Below are 19,866 nucleotides of genomic sequence, written 5' to 3' on the forward strand. Positions count from 1 at the left end.
CTTTCGGCTGACCTAAAACAGTTGGCGCGGTCGATGTTCTCCGCAAGTCCACCAGACGGCGACGGCCGCCGCCGGCGTCTCAATTATTTTGGCTGGCCTAAAAATCGGAGGCCTTTTGTACTTTTAGGCCGGCCTAAATTCTATGCAGCAAACCAGACGGAAGTTGTTACAGACGACCGGCGTCGCCCTCGGTGGCGTCGGGTTGGCTGGTTGCGGTGGGCAGAGCGGCACCGAAACCAGCGACACGACGGCGACAGATACCGAGACGAGCGAGCCCACGGCGACGGAGACGCCGTCGGCCGAGGCGTCGGCGGACACCGCGCTCGCCGCGGAGTGGAACACGATGCGCGCTCGCCTCCACGACGCGGTGGCGCTCGGTCGCGCCGGAGAGTCCAGCGCGGCGGCGACGCTCGTCGGCGACGTTTTCGCACGCTTCGAGCAGGCATCGGGCGAGTACGGCGCTCACGAGGGCCTGGAGTCGACGGACGAATCCGCCTACGAGTCCTTCGAGGAGCACCTCGGCGACGCTCGCTCGGCGTTCGAGAGCGGCGACGTGGACGCGGCCATCGGCGCCCTCGACGGCGCGGGCAACGAACTGGCGTCCGCCCAGCAGTCCCGAACCTCGGACTCTGTCACCGAAACCTTCTCGCTGCTCGTGTTCGCCTCCCGGATTCGGAACATCGACGCGCTGGCAACAGCGGGGCTGACGGACGAAGCGGCGACGGTGGGCGAGCGAGTCTTCGCCGACTTCGAACAGGCGCCCGCTCACGAGACGCTCGAATCCGCGGGCGACGGCTACCACGAGGAGTTCGAAACCCCGCTCAACGACGCCATCGAGGCGGCTAACGCTGGCGACGCCGACGGTGTCCACGAGGCGGCGCTCTCGGCGTCCGGCACCGCAGTCGAGGCGGCGTACGAACTCGTCTCCGAGCCGATTGCCGGCATCGGTCACCTCTCGCTGATGGCTGCGGTCGGCTTCGACGCCGAAATGGCCGCCAGCATGGGCGGGCCGGGCGTCGCCGCCGCTCACGCCGCGGGCCTGAACGCCTACCGCGTTCGCGTCCGTGACGCCGCGTGGCTCTACGACGCCGGCCAGCCAGAGGCTGCCAAGGCCGCCGCACAGTCCATCTTCCAGCACTTCGAGGGCGCTCGCGCCCACGAGGCACTGGAGGAGGCCAGCGAGTCCGCCTACGAGACGTTCGAACACGACGGGCTGGAGGCGCTCATCACCGCCATCGAGGACGGCGACGACGAGGGCGTCGACAGCGCGGTGACGACTGTCCACGACGGCCTCACGACGGGCATCGACGCGCTCGCGAGCGACGCGGCGCCGGTGCTCCAGTCCGGCTTCTTCCGCGCCCGCCTCGGCGACGCGCGCGAGCGCTACGACCGCGGCGAGGGCGAGGTGGCGGCCACCATCGCCGAGAACCTCTTCGCTCGCTTCGAGGAGAACGAGGGCGGCTTCCACGAGACGCTCGAGGAGACCAGCGAGGACCTCTATCACACCTTCGAGGAGGAACACCTCACCGCCCTCCCCGACGCCTTCCGCGCGGGCGACGACGAGGCCGTCGACACCCACCTCTCGGGTGCGACGGACGCCCTCGTCGAGTTCGAGGCGACCGCTGGCACGCCGCTCGCCAGCGGCGCCGCGGCGGCGTACATGACCGGACGGGCCGGCGACGCCGGCGTCCGAGCTGCGCTGGGTGACACCGACCGCGCCGAGACGATTGCGAGCGATGCCTTCGCGTACTTCGAGGGCGGCGCCAACGGCTTCCACGAGGCCGTCGAGCACGCCAGCGAGGAGCGCTACCACGCCTTCGAGGAGGCGCTCGGTGCCGTTCGCTCCGCGACGACGGGCGACGCCGACGCCTACGAGGCGGCGACGACGTTCGCCGACGAGGCGACCGCCGCCGTCTACGCCGTCGTCGAGAACGGTGGGAGCGGTGGCGACGTGAACGCCGCGCCCCTCGTGAGCGACGTGTTCGCCACCTTCGAGAACGCGCGTGTCCACGAGGCGCTCGAAGCGGGCGACCACGAGACCTACGAGACGTTCGAGGGGGCGCTCTCGGACTACATCTCTGCGCTCGAAAGCGGCGAGAGTATTGATGCCGCCGGCGAACGGTTCGCGCAGGCGACCCGGAACGCGGGCTTCGCCGTCGCGGGTGCCATCGACCAGGCGCCCGAAATCTCCGCCGGCGGGAGCGGCGGCGAGAGCGGCGAGAGTGGTGAGACCGACCTCCAAGGCGGCCCGAACGTCGTCGAGGGCGTCCCGGACGACGCCGACCACGTCATCGATATGAATGCCGTGGCGTTCGACCCGGCCGAACTCACCGTCTCCGTCGGCGACACGGTGGCGTGGAGCCACGCTGGCGGTGAACCCCACTCCGTCACCGCCCTCGGTGACGGCATTCCGGACGGGGCGTCCTACTGGGCGTCCGGCGGCTTCGAGTCTGAAGAAGCGGCACGGACCGGCTGGGAGAACGGCAAGGGTGCCGTCGCCTCCGGTCAGTCCTATGTCCACACCTTCGAAACGGCTGGTGAACACGCCTACGTCTGCATCCCGCACGAGGCGGCGGGTATGGAGGGAACCGTCGTCGTCGAGGAGTGAACTGACACGCGGCTTGCCCTGACCGCTACGACCACCCCGCCACCGTGGGCACGGTAACGTACACTCCCTCCACCCTTTTCGACGCACTCGCCACTCGCCAGCGACGGCGCCGCCGATACGGAACCGACAGGTTCTGGTCGCCGCCACTCCCAGAGCGAGGTATGTATCGCCGAGGCCACTGGGGCGTCTCGCTGCTCGTGTTCGCCCCGGTCGGATTCGCACTCGTCAGTTTCGGCCGACCCACGCTCGCCGTCGCCGGCGGCGCCGCCATGCTCTGGCTATCGACCGTGCCCGACTGGGACCACCGCCTCCCGCTCATCTCGCATCGCGGCCCCACCCACACCCTCGCGTTCGCACTTCTCGTCGGCCTCGTCGGCGCGGGCCTCGGCGCTGGCGTCGCGGAGGTGATTCCGGGTAGCCGGTCGACGCTCGTCGCCTTCGGCTTCGGTATCGGGGCGCTCGGCATCCTCGCACACCTCCTCGCGGACGCCCTGACGCCTGCGGGCGTCCCGTTGCTGTGGCCGCTCTCCGGCCGCGATTTCTCGGTCTATCTCACGCGCGCCGACAACACCATCGCCAACTACGCGCTCCTCGCTGTCGGCGTCTGCGCCACCGCTGTCGCCGCCGTCCTCGCCGCCCGGATGGCCTGACGCGTTCGACGCGGACGAGCGTCCCAGAAGAAAGTGTCGTCACGTGTGGACACATACCACAGAGAGGGTGCCCAAACCACCTCGAATTCCAGTAACATCGACAACTACGTCGACAATCTCCACTATTCTCGACCGTACTGTGATAAATTGAGTCCCCGGAAACCTTATATTTCTGCTTCGCGTTGCGTGTGACGCAATGGCGACAGGTACGGTTGCATTCTTCAACGACACTGGCGGTTACGGGTTCATCGAGACTGAAGATTCGGACGAAGACGTGTTCTTCCACATGGAAGACATCGGCGGTCCGGACCTCGAAGAAGGACAGGAGGTGGAGTTCGACATCGAGCAAGCCGACAAGGGTCCGCGAGCGACCAATCTTCAGCGACTGTAAGCGCGAACCGCAGTCCGGTTCGACGCTCGGGTAGCGGCGCACGAACGACGATTTTCGATTTCTCTCACACTCTCATAGCTCGCCCGCCATCGCTCGCTCGCGGAGTCGCGCCGCCCGCTCTCGGATGGCGTCCCACTCCGATTCGGACTTCCGGTCGACGTGGCTGTACATCAGCCCCATCCGCCCCGTCCCGCGGAGCGTCTCCTCGTGTTCTTTCAGGAAGTCCCAGTAGAGCGCGTTGAACGGACAGGCCCCCTCGCCTGTCGTCGCGTCCACGTCGTACGGGCAGTCGGCGCAGTGGTCGCTCATCCGGTCGACGTAGTTGCCCGACGAGACGTAGGGTTTCGAGGTGAACGCGTCGGTGGCGAAGGTGCCCATCCCGAGGACGTTCGGTGCCGTCACCCAGTGGTAGGCGTCGACGAATCCGAAGTGGAACCACTCGTTCAGCTCGTGGGGGTCCACGCCGTACAGCGTCGCGAAGTTCGAGAGGACCATCAGGCGCTCGATGTGATGGGCGTATCCGCGCTCGTAGACGTGGCTCACCGCCTCGTCCAGACAGCGCATCTCGGTCTCGCCCTCGTAGTACAGCGGTGGCAACGCCCGCTCCCGGTCGAGCAGGTCCCCCTCGGCCAACTCGGGCATCGTCCGCCGGTAGACGTGGCGCATGAACTCCCGCCAGCCGAGCACCTGTCGGACGAAGCCCTCGACGCTCTCGATCGGCGCCTCGTCACGCTCCCACGCTTCGACGGCCGCGTCGACGACTTCGCCCGGCCGGAGCAGACCGAGGTTGAGGGAGGAAGCGAGGAGCGAGTGCGCCAGCGCCCACTCGCCGCCGAGCATCGCGTCCTGATACGGGCCGAAGGCGGGGAGGCGGTGGGAGACGAAGTGGTCGAGTGCGTCGAGGGCGTCCGCGCGGGTGACGGGCCACGCGAACCCCTCGCGTTCGCCCCACGTGTCGAACTCGGAGTCGACCCACTCGAGCGTCTCGCGTGTCAGGTCGTCGGGGTCGTATCGGGGGGTCGGCGGCGGCGACCAGTCCTTGGGTGGCGTCTCCCGGTTCTCTTCGTCGTAGTTCCAGCGGCCGCCGACGGGGTCGTCGCCATCCAACAGGACGCCCTCGCGCCGACGCATCCAGCGATAGAAGTCCTCGTGGCGGAACTCGTCGCCGTCCGCCCATTCGTCGAACGCCTCGGGCGAACAGCGAAATCGGTCGTCGTCGACGAGGGTGAGCGTCCCGCCGCGCGACGTGACGAGTTCGCGCAGGCGGGCGGCGGCGCCGTGACTCGGCGGGCGCATGAGCGTCAGGTCGTCGCCCGGATGGGCGTCGAAGTGAGCATCGAGGGCGTCGCCGAAGGAGTCGGCTCGGCGGTAGTCGACGGTGTACCCCGCCTCGCGGAGTCGGTCACGGGCGTGGCGCATCCCCGCGAACACCACGCCGAGTTTCTGGGGGTGGTACGGCCGGCGGTCAGCGAAATCGGTCGCCTCGACCATGAGCACCCGGTCGGCACCGTCGAGGACGTGATGGGACGGGTGGAGGTGGTCGCCGAGCAACCAGACGGTCATGGAGGGCGTTTGGGCGGTAGTGGCAAAACGGTGTGGCCCGGGCGTCACATCGTCTCGGCGTCACGCGATGTTGTGCGAATCCCGCACTATCACTGGTGCTCCCGCCCGAACACGCCGTTCAAAACTTGGTCCCCACAGTCACCTTTACCTGGGTTGCATTTGCATCTATATTAGTGACAAAAGTTAACGTATCACTATCGCCCGAGGCGCAGGCGCGGGTCGAGGAGTTCGTCGACGGGGTAGACGAACAGCTGTCGTCGTCGGACGCCACAGCCGACGTGGTCCAAGGCGTGTTGGCACGGATTCACGGCGACGGCGACGTCTACGAGCGCTGGCAGGCGGGGGAGTCGGTGTCGCTCGCCGAGCGCATCCGTCTCGATACGTATCACCCGCGACACGTCCACACCAAAGGGGAGGTGTGGGCGGAAAAAGACGAGGCGCAGTTCCAGCGGTCGAAGCCCCTTCGGTGGCTCTGGTTGGGATTCGACGCCTCACCGTTGGCGGCCAACGACGCCGTTGCCCTGCCGTTCCGACAGATGCTCGCGGACCACCTCTTCGCCGAGGCGGGCGACGACCTCAAGCTCTTTCGAGGGATTCGGTTCCCGTACGGTCACAACATCGAGATGGGTGACCGGACCGTCGTCCACGAGAACGTGCTCCTTGACGACCGTGGCGCCCTCGATATCGGTGCGAGCGTCTCCGTCGCCGACGGCGCCGCCATCCACACTCACAGCCACGACGTCGTCGACCAGTCCGACGTGTCCATCTACCGGACCGTCGTCGACGACGACGTACGCATCGCGTCCGGGGCGATGGTCGGCGCCGGGAGCCGGGTCGGCGAGAACGCGATGATCGGTGCCAAAGCCATCGTCCACGGGGACGTGCCGGCCCACCACGTCGCCGTCGGGACGCCCGCCGAGAGCATCAAGGTGAAGCCGGGCTGGGAGCCGGTCGCAGCTGACTTGGGACCGCTCCCCGACAACCGTGGAGCGCGTCGCATCGAGTACGACCTGCCCCCCGACCTCGACACCGTCGACGAGTTCGAGCGTGACCTCCAGACGCCGGTCGAAGTGGGGTCGGACTGACCGCCTCGCCGTAGCTTTTTGTCTCGGCGCGCGTCCTCTCACGCATGGAGTACACCACTCTCGGCGACACCGGAATGGAGGTGTCGCGCATCTGTCTCGGCTGTATGAGCATCGGTTCCAGCGACTGGCGGGACTGGGTACTCGACGAGGAGGAGGGCATCGAACTCGTCGAGCGAGCCCTTGACCTCGGTATCAACTTCTTCGACACCGCCAACATGTACTCGAACGGCGAGTCGGAGCGCGTCCTCGGGACGGCGCTGGAGGGCCACCGCGACGAATCGGTCGTCGCCACGAAGTGTTACTTCCAGATGGACGAGGACGACCCCAACTCCGGCGGCCTGTCGCGCAAGGCCATCGAACAGGAGCTGTCGAACTCGCTGGACCGACTGGGCATGGAGACGGTCGACCTCTATCAGATTCACCGCTGGGACTACGACACGCCCATCGAGACGACGCTTCGTGCCCTTGACGACGCGGTGCGTCGCGGCGACGTGCGCTACATCGGCGCCTCCTCGATGTGGGCCCACCAGTTCGCGGACGCCCTGCACACGAGCGAGCGACTGGGACTCGACCGCTTCGTCACGATGCAGAACCACTACAACCTCGTCTATCGCGAGGAAGAACGCGAGACCCTCCCGCTCTGTGAGCGCGAAGACATCGGCGTCATCCCGTGGTCGCCGATGGCGCGGGGCTATCTCACTCGGCCCGACGAGGACGTGGCGGCGACGACGCGCGGGGCGAGCGAGAAGCGCCTGTACGAACACCCCTACCGCGAGGGCGGCGGGCCGGCAGTGAACGAACGCGTCCAGCAACTCGCCGAGGAGCGAGGCGTGAAGATGGCTCAGATTGCGCTCTCGTGGGTGCTGCACAAAGAGTGGGTGGACGCCCCCATCGTGGGTACGACCTCGATAGAACACCTCGAAGACGCGGTCGAAGCGCTGGATATCGGCCTCTCCGATAGCGACATCGAGTATCTGGAGGAGCCGTACGAACCCGTCCCCGTCTCGGGGCACGAGTGAGCTGCGGGCCTTCTGGTGAATCAGCGCGCTTAAATGTGCGCCGGCGGAACATCGGGGTATGAGCTTCGAGAAAGAGGATTCGGTCGTTCTTCACGACAAGCACAGTGAGTACGACGGCGAAACCGGGGCCATCACGCAGGTGATGGAGACGATGTTCGGCGACGCGACGTACACGGTCAGCTTCGAGGACGGGCAGGAGACGGGTGTGCCGGAAGACGCACTCGAGGCCGTCGACGAAGACGACGCGTAATCGGATTTCTCGCCTGCATGTCGAGTGTCCCCTTTCACTACGTCGACCTACGAACCTTCTGTTACGCCACGGAAGACGAGAAGCGCGTCGAATCGGCGCTTCGAACCTACCTCCCCGAGGAGTACGAACTCGACCGGCAGGTGACGACCGGCCATCACGGCGACCGAATCGTCGTCCTCTCCGCACGCTTGGAGAACGCCGATGACGTTCGGTACGTCCTCGACTGCCTCACCCACCTCTCCGACTACGACACGTTCCTCGACGAACTCGACGACCGCGTCGCCGAGGACTGTTCGCTCTATCTCACCCTCGACAAACAGGCGGCGTTCCGCGGCGATATCGAACAGGGGAACGGCATCACGCTCCGCGGGAAGGTCGAAGCCTACCCCGCGAAGCGAGAGTCAGCGGTCAAGAACGCACGCGAAGCGCTCGAAGACGTTCGCTGACTCCTCAGTCCAGATTCGACAGCGCTTCGTCGATGTCGAAATCTTCCGTGGTCTCCGACCCTTCCTCGCTTCGCTCGACTTTCTCCTCTTGGTCTTCGTCGATTTCCACTTCCGGTCCCTCGTCCTCGGTGAACTCCGTGTTGACTCCCCACGGCATGTTATCGACCCTCCACGGATTCGGTCGCCGGACGCGTTCTCGCTGCTGACGTTCGGTGATTCATTGGTGGTTTTCCTACTGGACGTAGCGATATATCTGTTGGGTTCACCCACGCGAGCGTGGTCGTTCGTTGCCGTGGATAGAGCGAGATAGCCCGATAGAATCATATCTGATACTGTGGACGATGCTTTTTTAAGGGCAAGAGCTGGTTTCCCGCCTATGAATTTACTCACCAGTATCGTGGGGGCTGTCTCTCAGGAGGCGAGTACGGACGAGACGGCTCGCGACGACGAGACGGCCGAATCGGACGTGCAGTTCGACCCGGGCTTTCGGACCATCCTGAACCACATCGACACGCCAATCTTCATCATCGACGCCGAGGGTGACCTCATTCTGTGGAATCGGGCGCTCGAATCCCTGACACAGGAGCCCGAATCGGAGGCGAAGTCGCTCACCCAAGAACACGGGGTCACGGGGCCGGCCTTCTATCCTGACGGCCGCCGGTCGAAGACCCTTGCGGACAAGGTCATTGAGGCACCTGAGGCCGCCCACGAGGAGTACGACGTCCCGAAGATTACGGACGTCGACTACACGCTCTATGGCGACGAGAGCGTGATGATAGACGCCAGCGGCGACGAACGCCACATCGAGTTCACCGCCGCACCGATCTACGACGACGGAACGCTCGTTGGCGCCGTCGAGATGGTCCAGGACCGCACGGAGGACGCCCTCAAACAGCAGGAACTCGAAGCGCTCGTCGACGAACTCAAGGCGACGATGCGCGACATCGAGTCCGGCAACCTCGGCGCCCGCGCCACGCTCGGTGACGTCGATCACATCGACAATGACCTCCTCGACGTGCTGGGCGGCCTCAACCAGATGGCGACCAAGTTGGAGGACATGATCGACGACGTGGCCGACATCGCCGACACCGTGTCGTCGACCAGCGAGGACCTCAGCAGCACCAGCGAGGAGGTGACGAGTTCGATTCAGGAAATCGAAGCCTCCTGTGGCGAAATCGTCGACGGTGCGGACACCCTCGCCGAGCGAGCCGAGCAAGCCGACACGAACATCTCGAATCTCTCGGCGTCTATCGAGGAGATCACCGCGACGACGAACGAGGTCAACGAGCAGTCGGAATACGCGGCCGACCTGGCTGCCGACGGCGTCGACGAGGCGACCGACGCCATCGACCAGATTCAGAACGCGGTCGAGGCCGCGAACCGAATCGAAGACGACATCGAGACGCTGGAAGGGCAGATGGACGAAATCGGTGAGATCACCGACCTCATCTCAGATATCACCGACGAGACGAACCTGCTCGCGCTGAACGCGAACATCGAAGCCGCGCGGTCCGCGAACGGCGGCGACGGGTTCGGCGTCGTCGCCAACGAGATCAAGTCCCTCGCCGAGGAGTCACAGGAGGCGACTGAGGAAATCGAAGAGATAATCGAGGAGACTCAGGAGCGGACGACCGACGTCACCGAGCAAATCGACATGGCGACGACGGAGATTACGGGCGGTGCGAGCGCCGTCGAAGAGCTCGTCGACGTCTTCGACGAAATCGACGAAGCGGTCTCCGACGCCAGCGACGGGATGTCCGAAATCAGCGAGGCCGTCGAAGCACAGGCCGAGGAGGCAGACCAAGTGAGCCGCGTCGTCGAGGAGACGTCCTCGATGTCCCAACAGATCGCCGGATCCATTCAACAGATTTCGAGCGGCGTCGAACAGCAGTCCTCCGCGATGACCGAGACAGCCGAGATGGCCCAGTCGCTGAGCGACTCCAGCCTCAACCTCCGAGAGCAGGTGTCGCGGTTCGATACCGAGCGGTCCGTGCGGTCCGAGTAATTCGTTTCTCCTCTCTTTCGGCCGAGCATACCTCTGAGCGTCGGTTCTGCGGAGTATGGATGAATTGCTATCGCGACATAGAATTTATCGCGACAGTATCGGGCCATCCGAATCCGGCTGTAGGCGTTCCGAACTGGCTCTCCTCGACGAGTGGCTGTCGGTCGGATAGCGGAGTCGTTCACTCGACGGATAGGGGTCGCAGTCGCGACTCACGCTAACTGAGAACTGACCACTCACCGCGTCGAGCGTTTCGGAAATCGATACGCCACGCCCAGCCCAAGGACGACGGCCCCGAACGGAACGAGAACTGGTGTCGGAATGGGCGCGATGGCTCATCGACCAGTTCGAACAGGACGTAGCTCAGGCCGAGTCCCAACACGTCGTGTGGCAAGCAATCGGGTACCGAACGATCTGTCGCCGACGCCACCGCCACCCCACGAGGGCGACGACTGCTCCCGCGAGGACTACGATACCCACGAGGACGACTCTGAATCCCTGCGTTATCTCTCTCGGAGTGGCCGCAACGTCGCGATAGCGACGAGAATTGCGTCGCCACCGAGCAGAAGGGGGTCGTCGCGGGGACCCGAACGTACTCTTCCGTGTCTCGGACGAGCCAGATACCGCCCATTCCGAGGAAGGCACTGCTGGCGAAAAGCGTGCAAACGATGGCTAGTTGCTCGGGGGCCGATTCGTGGCGCGGCGGCGACGGTACTCGAGGCACCGACCCGACCACGACCAACAGAATCGGTGTGGTGAGTCGTCGCACGTATTCTCCGAGTCACGTGGGAGTCAGAAACGTTCTCCAGTGGTGCGAGCCGTCTGCATCGAGAGCGCTGATGACGGCGTGTTCGACAAATAAATCGTATGTCGATATATCGAACCCGCGTACTGGTTTCTCGGAGCGCACCTCCTTAGAATAGGCCCGACTCGTCTCTCGGGGGAATGTCTCCCAGCGCACCGATACTGTCGATGGTGTTGGCGGCGACGTAGACGGCGCCGTCGACCAACACGGGCGGCGTCGTAAACAACACGTCGAACCCGTCGATGTGGTAATACCAGCGTATCTCTCCCGTTTCGCGGTCGAACGCGGCAATCGTGGGCCACGTGGTTTCGAGGTCGAACTCCTCGTATTGAACGGGAGCGACGATAGCGTCCTGCCCGACACAGAGCCCCGCTTGGCAGCCCTCGGCTTCGAGTCGCCACTCGACGGTGCCGTCGTCGATGGCAATCGCTGCGAGAGTCTCGGCAGTCAGCCAGTACGCGGCACCGTCTGCGAGTGCGACGCCGTGGACCTCGTCCTCGTAACTGTCGAGTACCCGGAGATGCTCCCCGGTGTCGGCGTCGTGGACGGTGAGTTCGCCGTCGGCGGCGACGACGAGCTCCGTCTCGGTCGGTCTCGGACCGAGCGCAGCGTTCTCGACGCTCCGCTGCCACACTCGGCTCCCGTCCGCGACGTCGAAGCGAGACAGTTCCGAATCTGCGGCGACGAACACACCGTCCTCTCGAATCGCGGGAGCGTCGACGGCACTCTCCACGAGCGACGCGGACCACCGCTGTTCGCCCGTCGTAGCGTCGAGCGCCGTGAGAGACGCGTCGCGTCCAGACTCCTCGGGAACCAGAACGAGCGTCGCCTCGGGAACGGCCGTGATCTCGGTACGCGAGACGGTACCAGCGAGTCGCGTTGTCCACTCTCGGTCGCCCGACTCACGGTCGAGCGCGATTACTCGGTCTCCGTACGCGGCAACTAGCAACTCCCCCACGATGGCGGACGTGTAGTGGGACGCCTCCTCGATACTGACGCGCCAGCGCTCGGTGCCGTCCGTCGCGTCGAGTCCGACTATCTTCGGAGCGGGGTCCGGGTCGACATTCCCGATGTAGACGTCCCCGTCGGCCGTGACCGGTAGCCAACGCGTGAACGCGTCCGACGTCCACGCGAGATTCCCGCGCGGCGGTGCAGTCGCCTCCGACGTTCCCGTGTTCTCCTCGTCGTGCATATACTGTCGCCACGAACCTGACGGCGTCGACGGCAGGGACCGATTACGGTTCCCGAGGCACCCGCTCAGGCCGACACTGGCGATGGCTGCCGTCAGAAGCGTTCTGCGTCTCGTACTCACCGTGTTTCGTGGCGTCGGATTGGGCGCTGTCTCGTCGATTCTGGAGGGCTTCACGTTGTGGTCTGTCGGAACACCATCATATGTGTGCTGCGCCAGATTTGCAATTGACAGGATATCTTATGATTCGGTAACGCGCTGGGTGTGTCAGACCACGCTGCGGCGCCGCGTGGGTCTCGGCTCGAGTAGCGACTTCATCGCCTCGCCCGTTGTTACCCAGCGTCGATTACAGCGACACCCACTCTTTAGTGGCAATCGCCACTTCGATAGTGGGTGTGAACGCGGTCCAGTCGTCGTCGCCGTCACGCTGATACTCGAACACCGGCGACTCGAACTCGCCGATGACGTACGCGGTGCCCGCTTCGTGGACTCCGTCGCCGTGCAGTTCGTAGGTTTCGCTGACCGTGTCGCCGGCGTCGAGGGCTCGGACGAGCGGCGTCGATTCGACGCCGTAGCTGCTCCGGTTCTCGGCGTCGACGTACTGACTGGTTTCGTACCGCTCCGTCCAGAGTATCGTGCCAGCCGCCGACTCCTCGCGCGAGTAGACGAGTTGTAGCAGTCCGAACGGCCACACGCCCGTATTCCGCACGCGGAGCGGTCGGTCGCTTCCGTTGCGGACTTCGAACTCCAACTCCGCCGGGTGTTCGACGATGGCGTCGGGGTCGACGACTGTCACGTCGAACTCGAACGGCGCTGTCGAGGTTACCGTCACGTCCGTAATCGTGTACTCCGGTGCGCCCAGACAGCCGCCGAGACTCGCTAGCGAGGTGCCCGCGGCGGCGAGCAAGGCGCGCCGTCTCATCGTCCCTCCGTGGCTCGCCCGTCGGTTGCGGCTGTCTCGTCGGTTATCGAGACGAACACCTCCTCGACGGAGGCGTCCCCGCCGACGTCCGTTCGCTCACGGAGTTCGTCGACGGTGCCCTGTGCGACGAGGCGCCCGTGGTGGAGGATGCCGACGCGGTCACAGACGAGTTCGACCTGTCCGAGGACGTGGCTGGAGAAGAAGACGGCCGCCCCGCGGTCGTTCTCCTCGTGAACGATTTCGCGGACCGTCCTGACGCCGTGGGGGTCGAGCCCGGTGAACGGTTCGTCGAGGACGAGTAGCTCGGGGTCGCCGACGAGCGCCATCGCGAGCGCCAGCCGTTGCTCCATCCCTTGCGAGAACGTGTCGACGGCTTGGTCGCTCGAATCGTCGAGGCCGACGCGGGCCAACAACTGCTCGGGGGCGTCGCTCGCGCGCTTCGTGTCAATGACAAAGTCGAGGTGCTGGCGGGCGGTGTGACCGTCGTAGAGGTCGTACCGGTCCGGGAGGATGCCCAACCGGTCGTGTATCTCGACGGCGTCGGCTCGGGGGTCACCATCGAGGACGCGCACGCGGCCCGCCGTGGGGCGAACGTAGTCCATGACCATCCCGATGGTCGTTGACTTCCCGGCGCCGTTCGGCCCGAGGAAGCCGTAGATTTCGTCTCCGGTGACCGTGAGGTCGAGGTCGTCGACTGCGACCGTCGACCCGTACCGCTTCGTGAGGCCTTCAGTCTCGATGACCGCGTCGGTCACGCCACATCACCCCGCGAGAAGACGAGGCGAGCGAGTCCGAGCGGTGCGACCAGCCACGCCAACAGCACGAGCACGCCGACCGACTCGTGGAGATAGCCGGGGACCGCTCCCGGCTGAAACGTCGCTTCGACGACCAGCGCGTTCGTCGACACCTGTGGCTGGAGTTCGCTGAGGACGGTGCTGTACGTGTTCGCCGAGTTCCCGACGCCGAGCACCCAGTTCGAGACGACGTGGTACGCGCCACCCGGATTGAGCCGATGCAAGAGGAACAGCGGCCCCGAAGCCGGTGGCTCGAACGGATTGACGGCGGTCCCAGTCGCCGCCGAGAAGACCACCGTCGCGAGCCGTGACCAGAACACGACGAACGGCAGGAACACGAGGCCGAAGACGGCGCCCGCGGCCGTGACGGTTCGCTCGACCATCGCGGAGACTGACACGGCGATGGAGACGAGGACGCCCACGTAGAGAAGCGTCACCAAGACGACGCCGAGAAAGGGAAGCGGGTCGAACGCGCCGTGGTCGAGGAGGCCGATGCCGGCCAGTACGAGGAAGGAGAGCGTGACGGGCCCGGCGATGCCGACGGTTCGGCCGACGACCGTTCCGAGGAGCACGTCCGTCCGCGTCAGCGGGAGTCCGAGGGTGAACTTGAGACTCCCCGAGGTTCGTTCGCCGACGATGGATTGGTAGCTCAACAGCAACACGCCGAGTGGGAGAAGCCCCGTCCCGGCGAGTTGTACGTAGCCGGCCGTGATGTTTGCCCCGAGGCCGTCCCAGCCGACGTAACTCGGCCGATAGCCCCACGGCACGAGGAGGACGGCGAGGAGCCAGATTCCCTTCGACGTTGCGACTGTCCGGGCTTCCTTGCGAGCGAGGGGGGACCAACGCATCGGGCCGTCCAAGCCACTTCACCCCATTATATCTTGTCGAATCGATAACCACTTGCTCGGCGATGTTCGGCTCAGTCGTCGTGAGCGCGGCCCTCAGCCCGCGACTCGTCGATATCCTTCCCGGAGTAGTTGACCGGCCCCCACGACGGTCAACACGGCCGCACCGAAGACGACGCCCGAGCGAACGGCATCGAGCAACGGGAACGAGGTGTAGCGGCCGAGGATGAGCAGTACGACGAGTAGTAGCCACAGCAAGTACAATCCGATAGCGACTCGGCGGAGGGCGTCGCGCATATCTCTCACTTCGTGGGGGTTCCACTTACGGATATCGAGGCGCTACTGGGACGGAGAGGAGGGGTGCCGCCGATAACTGCCTCAGGGCCACTTGATGCCACAGCCACGCGACGGGCCGGGGTCGATGTCGACCGCTTCGCCCGCACGGACCGAATCGATGGCCTGCCGGATGTAGAACTCGGTCGCCTCTTCGTCCGGGCCCATCGCGTCGTCGAGGCGGCCGTGGTAGGCGAGGCGATACTCGCCGTCCTCGCGCCGGAAGAGGAAGGGGTCGGGGGTGCAGACGGCGCCGTAGGCTCGCGCCACGTCCGCCGACTCGTCGCGGAGGTACGCGTCGTAGGCGACGCGGCCCGTCTCGACGAACTCCTGCATCTTCTCGACGGAGTCCTCGGGGTACTCCTCGGCGTCGTTGGCGTTGATGCCGACGACGGTCACGTCGTCCTCGCGTGCCACGTCGTTGAGCAAGTCGAACTTCGCCTGCGCGTACGGGCAGTGGTTACACGTGAACACGACGAGCAAGGCGTCGGTGTCGAAGGAGTCGAGCGTGTACGTCTCGCCGTCGACGCCGGGCAGTTCGAAGTCGGGCGCGGCGTCGCCCGTCTCGAGTTCGGAGTCGGACTCTTGGAGTGCCATATGCGCCAATACGGCCGCCCCGCCCAAATACTGTGGGCCAGCGGCAACGACCTACACCGACACGAGGTAGATACCGACCATCGCGAAGCCGATGCCGGCCGCTTTGCGCGCCGTCAGCGATTCGTTCAGAAAGAGGATGCCGAAGACGGAGCTGACGACGAGGAACGTGCCGAAGATGGGGACGACGGCGCTGACGGGGCCGAGCGAGAGCGCCCGGTAGTACGCGAGGATGCCGACGGCGAGGCAGACGCCCGCGAGGTAGAGATACGGCGATTTCGGATGCGTGAGATACGTCGCCACTGACTGCCCCTCGTAGAGGACGACGCCGATGGTGGCGACCACGAGCAGTCCGTTGCTGATGAGCGCGGCGACGAAGCTCGGAATCTTCGGGTCGCCCGTCGTCGCGAACCCGATCAGCGGTGCCACACCCGAGTACGACAACAGCGCCAGAATCGACCACTGGACGTAGTTCATGGTCGTACGCCGCCGTGGCGACAGTATAGGATTTCGATTCCGGTTATCGTCGTGAGTATCGTACGCCAACCAGCGTGTCGCCGCCCCGTTCGGCAATACGCCGGTAAACGGGTACGATATTCTCTATCGGGGCCGGTCGGCCAGCACTCGGTCGCGGAGTTCCGCCACCCCGCCGGTTCCCTGTCCCGAGACGTAGTGGCCGGCACAGGCGTTGCCCATCGCGAGGGCGACGTCCCACTCCCACCCGGCGCCGAGCGACCGAGCGAGGCCCCCGCTGAATCGGTCACCCGCGCCCGTCTCGGTCAGCGTGCGCTCCGTTTCGAGCGTCGGCACCGACACGCGGCCGTCCGGCGTCGTCGCCGTCGCGGCGTCGACGCCGTGGACGACGACGCCCGCCGCGGACGCCGCCGCCCGAATCGCGTCCAGTGCCGCCGCGCTCGTCGGGTCGGCGTCCCCGCGGTCCACAGTCTCGGCCAATCGCCCCGCCTCGTCTTCGTTCACGCTCAACACGGTGTCGTAGGCGCCGTCCAGTCGTTCGAGGGCGTCGAGCAAGTCGCCCGCTTGCGCCGTCGAGATGGGGCCCGGGTCGACACAGAACACGTTCCCGTCCGGGTCGCGCGCTGCAATCTCGTCGAACGCCGACCCCAGTCCCGGCACCGACGCCCAGTTGGTGCAACAGAGCGCATCGCGTTCGAGGAAGGTGTCGAGTCGTTCGCCGAGTGCGGCCCGTAGCTCCGCGAACGACCACGTTTCGAGGTCGGCGGACTCCTCGACGAACATCACGTCGTCGGCATCGAAGAGGGTGACGTGAACGCTCGCGGGCGCCCCCATCGACACCGTCTCGAAGTCGAAGTCGAAGACGGCGTGGTCGAGATGGCCCGCGAGGCAGACGTCGTCGCCGAGCGCCGCCGCCTGTCGGGCCGCGTTCACCGACTGGCCGCCCGCGTCGGTCGCAACGTGGTCGCGGACGAACGAGTCGCGTCCAGCGGTGATTTCGGCGGCGAACGCCTCCCGCGAGTCGACCGACGACTCGCCGGCCCGGATGCGGTGGTAGTCGTCGACGCTCCCGTCGGGGAAGGCGCCGACGCGAACTGGGTCGAGTGGAGTCGACAGACGGTCGGCGAGTTCGTCGTACGGCATTCGCCCTGCCGTAGCGGGGGTGGGCGCAAAACTCCGTGGGTTCTACCCGACCCAGATGGAGGTGAAGGCGTCGAAGAAGTCCTCGTCGGTCGCCACCAGTCGGTGCGTGAGTCGGAGGTCCTCCGCCCGGTCGCCCACGTCGTCGACGAACTCGTCGACGCGGGTGCGATACGTCTCGGCCAAGCGACCGCCGAAGTAGGTTCGGCGCGAGCGGTCCGTCTCCAAATCTTCGAAGATGGTGTCGCCAGCCACGTCGGGGTCGAGTTCGTCCGGCGAGAGCACCTGCACGAGGACGACTTCGTTGCCTGCGAGCGAGGCCAGTCCCGTCTCGAGGCCGTCGAGGTCACCGATGCCGTCGGTGACGACGACGACGAGCGACCGGGACCGAATCGACGATGCGTACTCCGTCAGCGCCGTCTCGAAGTCCGTCTCGCCGTCGACCGCCGATTCGTTGAGGCGGTCGATGAGCGCCAACACCTCGCCGCGGGTCGACTTCCCCGTGTCGATGCGCTCGTGGCGCTCCCGAAACAGCGAGAAGCGGAAGTCGTCGTGGGCTTCGGCGACGAGATATGCGTAGCCGAGGCCGAGTTTGGCGCCGAAGTCGAACTTGCGTTCGTCCCCGTCGCCGAAGTCCATCGACGCACTCGCGTCGAGGAGGACGTGGACCGTCAGGTTGCGCTCCTCCTCGAACTGCTTGATGTAGAACTCCTCCGTGCGGGCGTAGAGCCGCCAGTCGATGAGTCGCGTGTCGTCGCCGGGGGCGTAGCGGCGGTAGTCGCTGAAGGTCAGTCCCTCGCCGACGTTCGGCGACTCCTGTTCCCCCTTCTTTATCGCCGTCGTCTGCTGGTCCAGCGACGCCTCGAAGCGGCCGAGTTCGTCGAGGAAGTCGGGGTCTATCATACCTCGTCGACGAGGTCGGCGATGACGTCGTCGGTCGTCAGTCCCTCACGCTCCGCGCGGAAATCGAGGAGGATGCGGTGCCGGAGGACCGGCGGCGCCATCGCCTCCACGTCCTCCCACGAGACGTGGTTGCGGCCGTGGAGGAACGCCCGCGCCTTCGCGGTGAGCACCAGTCCCATGCTCGCGCGCGGACTCGCGCCGAATTCGACCGTCTCCGCCTCGCGAGTCGCTCGCACCAACTGAATCGCCCGGTCACGCACGTCGTCGGCGATGGGCACCTCACGGACGAGCGACTGAATCTGCCGTATCTCCTCGCGCGTGAGTACCTTCTCGACCGGCGGGACCGACCCGCCGCCGCCTTCGGTGTAGAGTCGGACGATGTCCTGTTCCTCCTCGTAGGAGGGGTAATCGAGGACGAGCTTCAGGAGGAAGCGGTCCGTCTGGGCCTCAGGCAGTGGGTACGTCCCCTCCTGGTCGATGGGGTTCTGGGTCGCGAGGACGAAGAAGGGCCGCGGGAGGTCGTAGGTCTCACCGGCCGCCGTCACCTGCTTTTCCTGCATTGCTTCGAGCAACGCCGCCTGTGTCTTCGGCGTCGCGCGGTTGATTTCGTCGGCGAGGACGACGTTCGCGAAGATGGGACCTTTCTCGAAGACGAACTCGCGGTTCCCCTCCGACTCCCGGATGATTTCGGTACCCGTGATGTCCGAGGGCATCAGGTCGGGCGTGTTCTGCACCCGCGAGAAGTCGAGGTCGGTCACGTCCGCGACGGTCCGGACCATCGTCGTCTTCCCGAGACCGGGGTTGCTTTCGAGGAGGGCGTTCCCGTCCGCGAGGATGCAGACGAGGAGGCGTTCGAGCACCTCGTGTTGGCCGACGATGCGCTTGCCGACCTCCTCGCGGACGCCTTCGAGTCGTTGCTGTAGCCGGTCGATGTCTGTGTCGTCGCTCATTCGTCGTCGGTCTCCTCTCGTATCCGCAGGTTGTACTCTCGAATCAGCTCCGCGTCTTCCAGTTGCTCGCTCTCGGTGTAGCCCGCCCGCTGGCTCTCGACGGTGTCTGCCCCCGCGAACCCGCTGTCCTCGTAGGCCGTCGCCGACGCGTCCGTCCCGCCGCCGCTCCCCGATCCGCTGGTGTCGATGGTTGTGTCGAGGTCCTCCTCGCCCTCCGGAACGTCCTCGGGTTCCCCGAGGATGGACGACCCGTCCTGCAGACCGCCGTACTCCGTGTCGGTGCCGCCGTCCGGGGCCGTCGCTCCCGGCTGTGGTCCGAGGCCGGCAATCGAGAGGTCGACGACCGCCAACTGAATCGTCCCCACGCTCAGCGCCGTGATGAGGAGGACGGATACCGCGATGCGGCGCAGGTCGAGCAAGCCAATGCTTGAGGACTGCTTGAGGTCATCGAGGACGCCCTCGTAGAGCCGCCGGGCCATCCGGGAGTGACGGTCCGCGCGAACCGCGTCGCGGGCGGTCCGGAGCGACTCCGCGAGTTCGGGATTCGCCGCCTCGAACTGCTCGACGAGGGGGCGCCGGACCCGCAACGCCACGTCGGCGCCGAAGACGAGGCAGCCGACGGCGACGCCGACGACGGCGGCGCTCGACACCGTCGGCTCCGCGAGCGTGATGCCCGCCGTCTCGCGCAGGACGCGACGGACCGCCTCGGGAATCGGCACGCGGGCCGGGAGGCCCGGCACGCCGCCCAGCACCGTCACGAGAAGGTTCGCGAGCAGCGTCGCCAGCGTCGCGTCGACGATGGCGTAGATGACCGCCACCTTCCACCCCTCGCGTCGAATCTCTCGGAGCGCGCGGCGTATGCGTTGCATCTCGGCCGGGTCGTCCGCAGACTCTGAGTCACTT

Annotated in this window: 21 protein-coding genes; 8 read left to right on the forward strand and 13 right to left on the reverse strand. The window is 65.9% G+C overall.

Going from position 1 to position 19,866, the window contains the following annotated elements; all coding sequences use genetic code 11:
• Positions 1–142: 142 nt before the first annotated feature.
• The 3 genes from BLU18_RS00125 to BLU18_RS00135 all read left to right on the forward strand — a co-directional run bounded on the left by BLU18_RS00125 (position 143) and on the right by BLU18_RS00135 (position 3,649).
• Positions 143–2,608 (forward strand): DUF5059 domain-containing protein, encoded by a 2,466-nt coding sequence (locus BLU18_RS00125; RefSeq protein ID WP_092629618.1) that lies wholly within the window; start codon positions 143–145, stop codon positions 2,606–2,608.
• 161 nt (positions 2,609–2,769) lie between these two features.
• The gene (locus BLU18_RS00130) at positions 2,770–3,258 is read left to right on the forward strand and encodes a metal-dependent hydrolase (RefSeq protein WP_092629621.1); all 489 of its coding nucleotides are present in this window, start codon (positions 2,770–2,772) and stop codon (positions 3,256–3,258) included.
• Between the two features lie 196 nt (positions 3,259–3,454).
• Positions 3,455–3,649, forward strand: coding sequence for a cold-shock protein (locus BLU18_RS00135; RefSeq protein WP_049938024.1), 195 nt, complete (start codon positions 3,455–3,457; stop codon positions 3,647–3,649).
• 72 nt (positions 3,650–3,721) lie between these two features.
• Here BLU18_RS00135 and BLU18_RS00140 read toward each other — a convergent pair whose 3' ends face one another.
• The gene (locus BLU18_RS00140; RefSeq protein WP_092629624.1) at positions 3,722–5,212 is read right to left on the reverse strand and encodes a cryptochrome/photolyase family protein; all 1,491 of its coding nucleotides are present in this window, start codon (positions 5,210–5,212) and stop codon (positions 3,722–3,724) included.
• 173 nt (positions 5,213–5,385) lie between these two features.
• Here BLU18_RS00140 and BLU18_RS00145 point away from each other — a divergent pair, with 173 nt between their 5' ends.
• Genes BLU18_RS00145 through BLU18_RS00160 form a run of 4 tightly spaced genes read left to right on the forward strand, consistent with a single transcriptional unit; the run spans position 5,386 to position 8,012 of the window.
• Positions 5,386–6,297, forward strand: coding sequence for an acyltransferase (locus tag BLU18_RS00145; RefSeq protein WP_092629627.1), 912 nt, complete (start codon positions 5,386–5,388; stop codon positions 6,295–6,297).
• Between the two features lie 44 nt (positions 6,298–6,341).
• Positions 6,342–7,316 carry an aldo/keto reductase gene (locus tag BLU18_RS00150; protein ID WP_092629630.1) on the forward strand — a complete coding sequence of 325 codons (975 nt, stop codon included), beginning with the start codon at positions 6,342–6,344 and terminating at the stop codon, positions 7,314–7,316.
• 58 nt (positions 7,317–7,374) lie between these two features.
• Positions 7,375–7,566 (forward strand): DUF1918 domain-containing protein, encoded by a 192-nt coding sequence (locus BLU18_RS00155; RefSeq protein WP_092629633.1) that lies wholly within the window; start codon positions 7,375–7,377, stop codon positions 7,564–7,566.
• Between the two features lie 17 nt (positions 7,567–7,583).
• Positions 7,584–8,012, forward strand: coding sequence for an RNA-binding protein (locus BLU18_RS00160; RefSeq protein WP_092629636.1), 429 nt, complete (start codon positions 7,584–7,586; stop codon positions 8,010–8,012).
• A gap of 4 nt (positions 8,013–8,016) precedes the next feature.
• Here BLU18_RS00160 and BLU18_RS14675 read toward each other — a convergent pair whose 3' ends face one another.
• Positions 8,017–8,169: a hypothetical protein gene (locus tag BLU18_RS14675; RefSeq protein ID WP_176791144.1), complete on the reverse strand. Its 153-nt coding sequence runs from the start codon at positions 8,167–8,169 to the stop codon at positions 8,017–8,019.
• A gap of 219 nt (positions 8,170–8,388) precedes the next feature.
• Here BLU18_RS14675 and BLU18_RS00165 point away from each other — a divergent pair, with 219 nt between their 5' ends.
• Complete coding sequence (locus BLU18_RS00165) at positions 8,389–10,017, forward strand: methyl-accepting chemotaxis protein (protein WP_092629639.1); 1,629 nt, start codon at positions 8,389–8,391, stop codon at positions 10,015–10,017.
• 911 nt (positions 10,018–10,928) lie between these two features.
• Here BLU18_RS00165 and BLU18_RS00170 read toward each other — a convergent pair.
• The 11 genes from BLU18_RS00170 to BLU18_RS00220 form a co-directional block, all read right to left on the reverse strand.
• Positions 10,929–12,011, reverse strand: a complete 1,083-nt coding sequence (locus BLU18_RS00170; RefSeq protein WP_245697832.1) for a PQQ-like beta-propeller repeat protein — start codon at positions 12,009–12,011, stop codon at positions 10,929–10,931.
• A gap of 343 nt (positions 12,012–12,354) precedes the next feature.
• Positions 12,355–12,930 carry a DUF8130 domain-containing protein gene (locus BLU18_RS00175; protein ID WP_092629645.1) on the reverse strand — a complete coding sequence of 192 codons (576 nt, stop codon included), beginning with the start codon at positions 12,928–12,930 and terminating at the stop codon, positions 12,355–12,357.
• Positions 12,927–13,685, reverse strand: a complete 759-nt coding sequence (locus BLU18_RS00180) for an ABC transporter ATP-binding protein (protein WP_092629648.1) — start codon at positions 13,683–13,685, stop codon at positions 12,927–12,929. The genes BLU18_RS00175 and BLU18_RS00180 overlap by 4 nt, the downstream gene beginning before the upstream one ends.
• The gene (locus tag BLU18_RS00185) at positions 13,682–14,572 is read right to left on the reverse strand and encodes an ABC transporter permease subunit (RefSeq protein ID WP_092629651.1); all 891 of its coding nucleotides are present in this window, start codon (positions 14,570–14,572) and stop codon (positions 13,682–13,684) included. Before BLU18_RS00185 ends, BLU18_RS00180 begins: the two co-directional genes overlap by 4 nt.
• Positions 14,573–14,665: 93 nt before the next feature.
• Positions 14,666–14,866 (reverse strand): hypothetical protein, encoded by a 201-nt coding sequence (locus BLU18_RS00190; RefSeq protein WP_092629654.1) that lies wholly within the window; start codon positions 14,864–14,866, stop codon positions 14,666–14,668.
• Between the two features lie 81 nt (positions 14,867–14,947).
• Complete coding sequence (locus BLU18_RS00195; RefSeq protein WP_092629659.1) at positions 14,948–15,499, reverse strand: thioredoxin family protein; 552 nt, start codon at positions 15,497–15,499, stop codon at positions 14,948–14,950.
• Between the two features lie 51 nt (positions 15,500–15,550).
• Positions 15,551–15,973: an EamA family transporter gene (locus tag BLU18_RS00200; RefSeq protein WP_092629661.1), complete on the reverse strand. Its 423-nt coding sequence runs from the start codon at positions 15,971–15,973 to the stop codon at positions 15,551–15,553.
• 123 nt (positions 15,974–16,096) lie between these two features.
• Positions 16,097–17,113 (reverse strand): carbohydrate kinase family protein, encoded by a 1,017-nt coding sequence (locus BLU18_RS00205; RefSeq protein WP_092629664.1) that lies wholly within the window; start codon positions 17,111–17,113, stop codon positions 16,097–16,099.
• Positions 17,114–17,155: 42 nt separating this feature from the next.
• The gene (locus BLU18_RS00210; RefSeq protein ID WP_092629668.1) at positions 17,156–18,013 is read right to left on the reverse strand and encodes a DUF58 domain-containing protein; all 858 of its coding nucleotides are present in this window, start codon (positions 18,011–18,013) and stop codon (positions 17,156–17,158) included.
• A complete protein-coding gene (locus BLU18_RS00215; protein ID WP_092629671.1) occupies positions 18,010–18,963 on the reverse strand; it encodes an AAA family ATPase in 954 nt (317 codons plus the stop codon). The genes BLU18_RS00210 and BLU18_RS00215 overlap by 4 nt, the downstream gene beginning before the upstream one ends.
• Entirely contained in the window at positions 18,960–19,832 is an 873-nt protein-coding gene (locus BLU18_RS00220; RefSeq protein WP_143025201.1) for a DUF7502 family protein, read from the reverse strand. The genes BLU18_RS00215 and BLU18_RS00220 overlap by 4 nt, the downstream gene beginning before the upstream one ends.
• Between the last annotated feature and the right edge of the window lie 34 nt (positions 19,833–19,866).

The sequence above is a fragment of the Haloplanus vescus genome (assembly GCF_900107665.1).
Lineage (GTDB): Archaea > Halobacteriota > Halobacteria > Halobacteriales > Haloferacaceae > Haloplanus > Haloplanus vescus.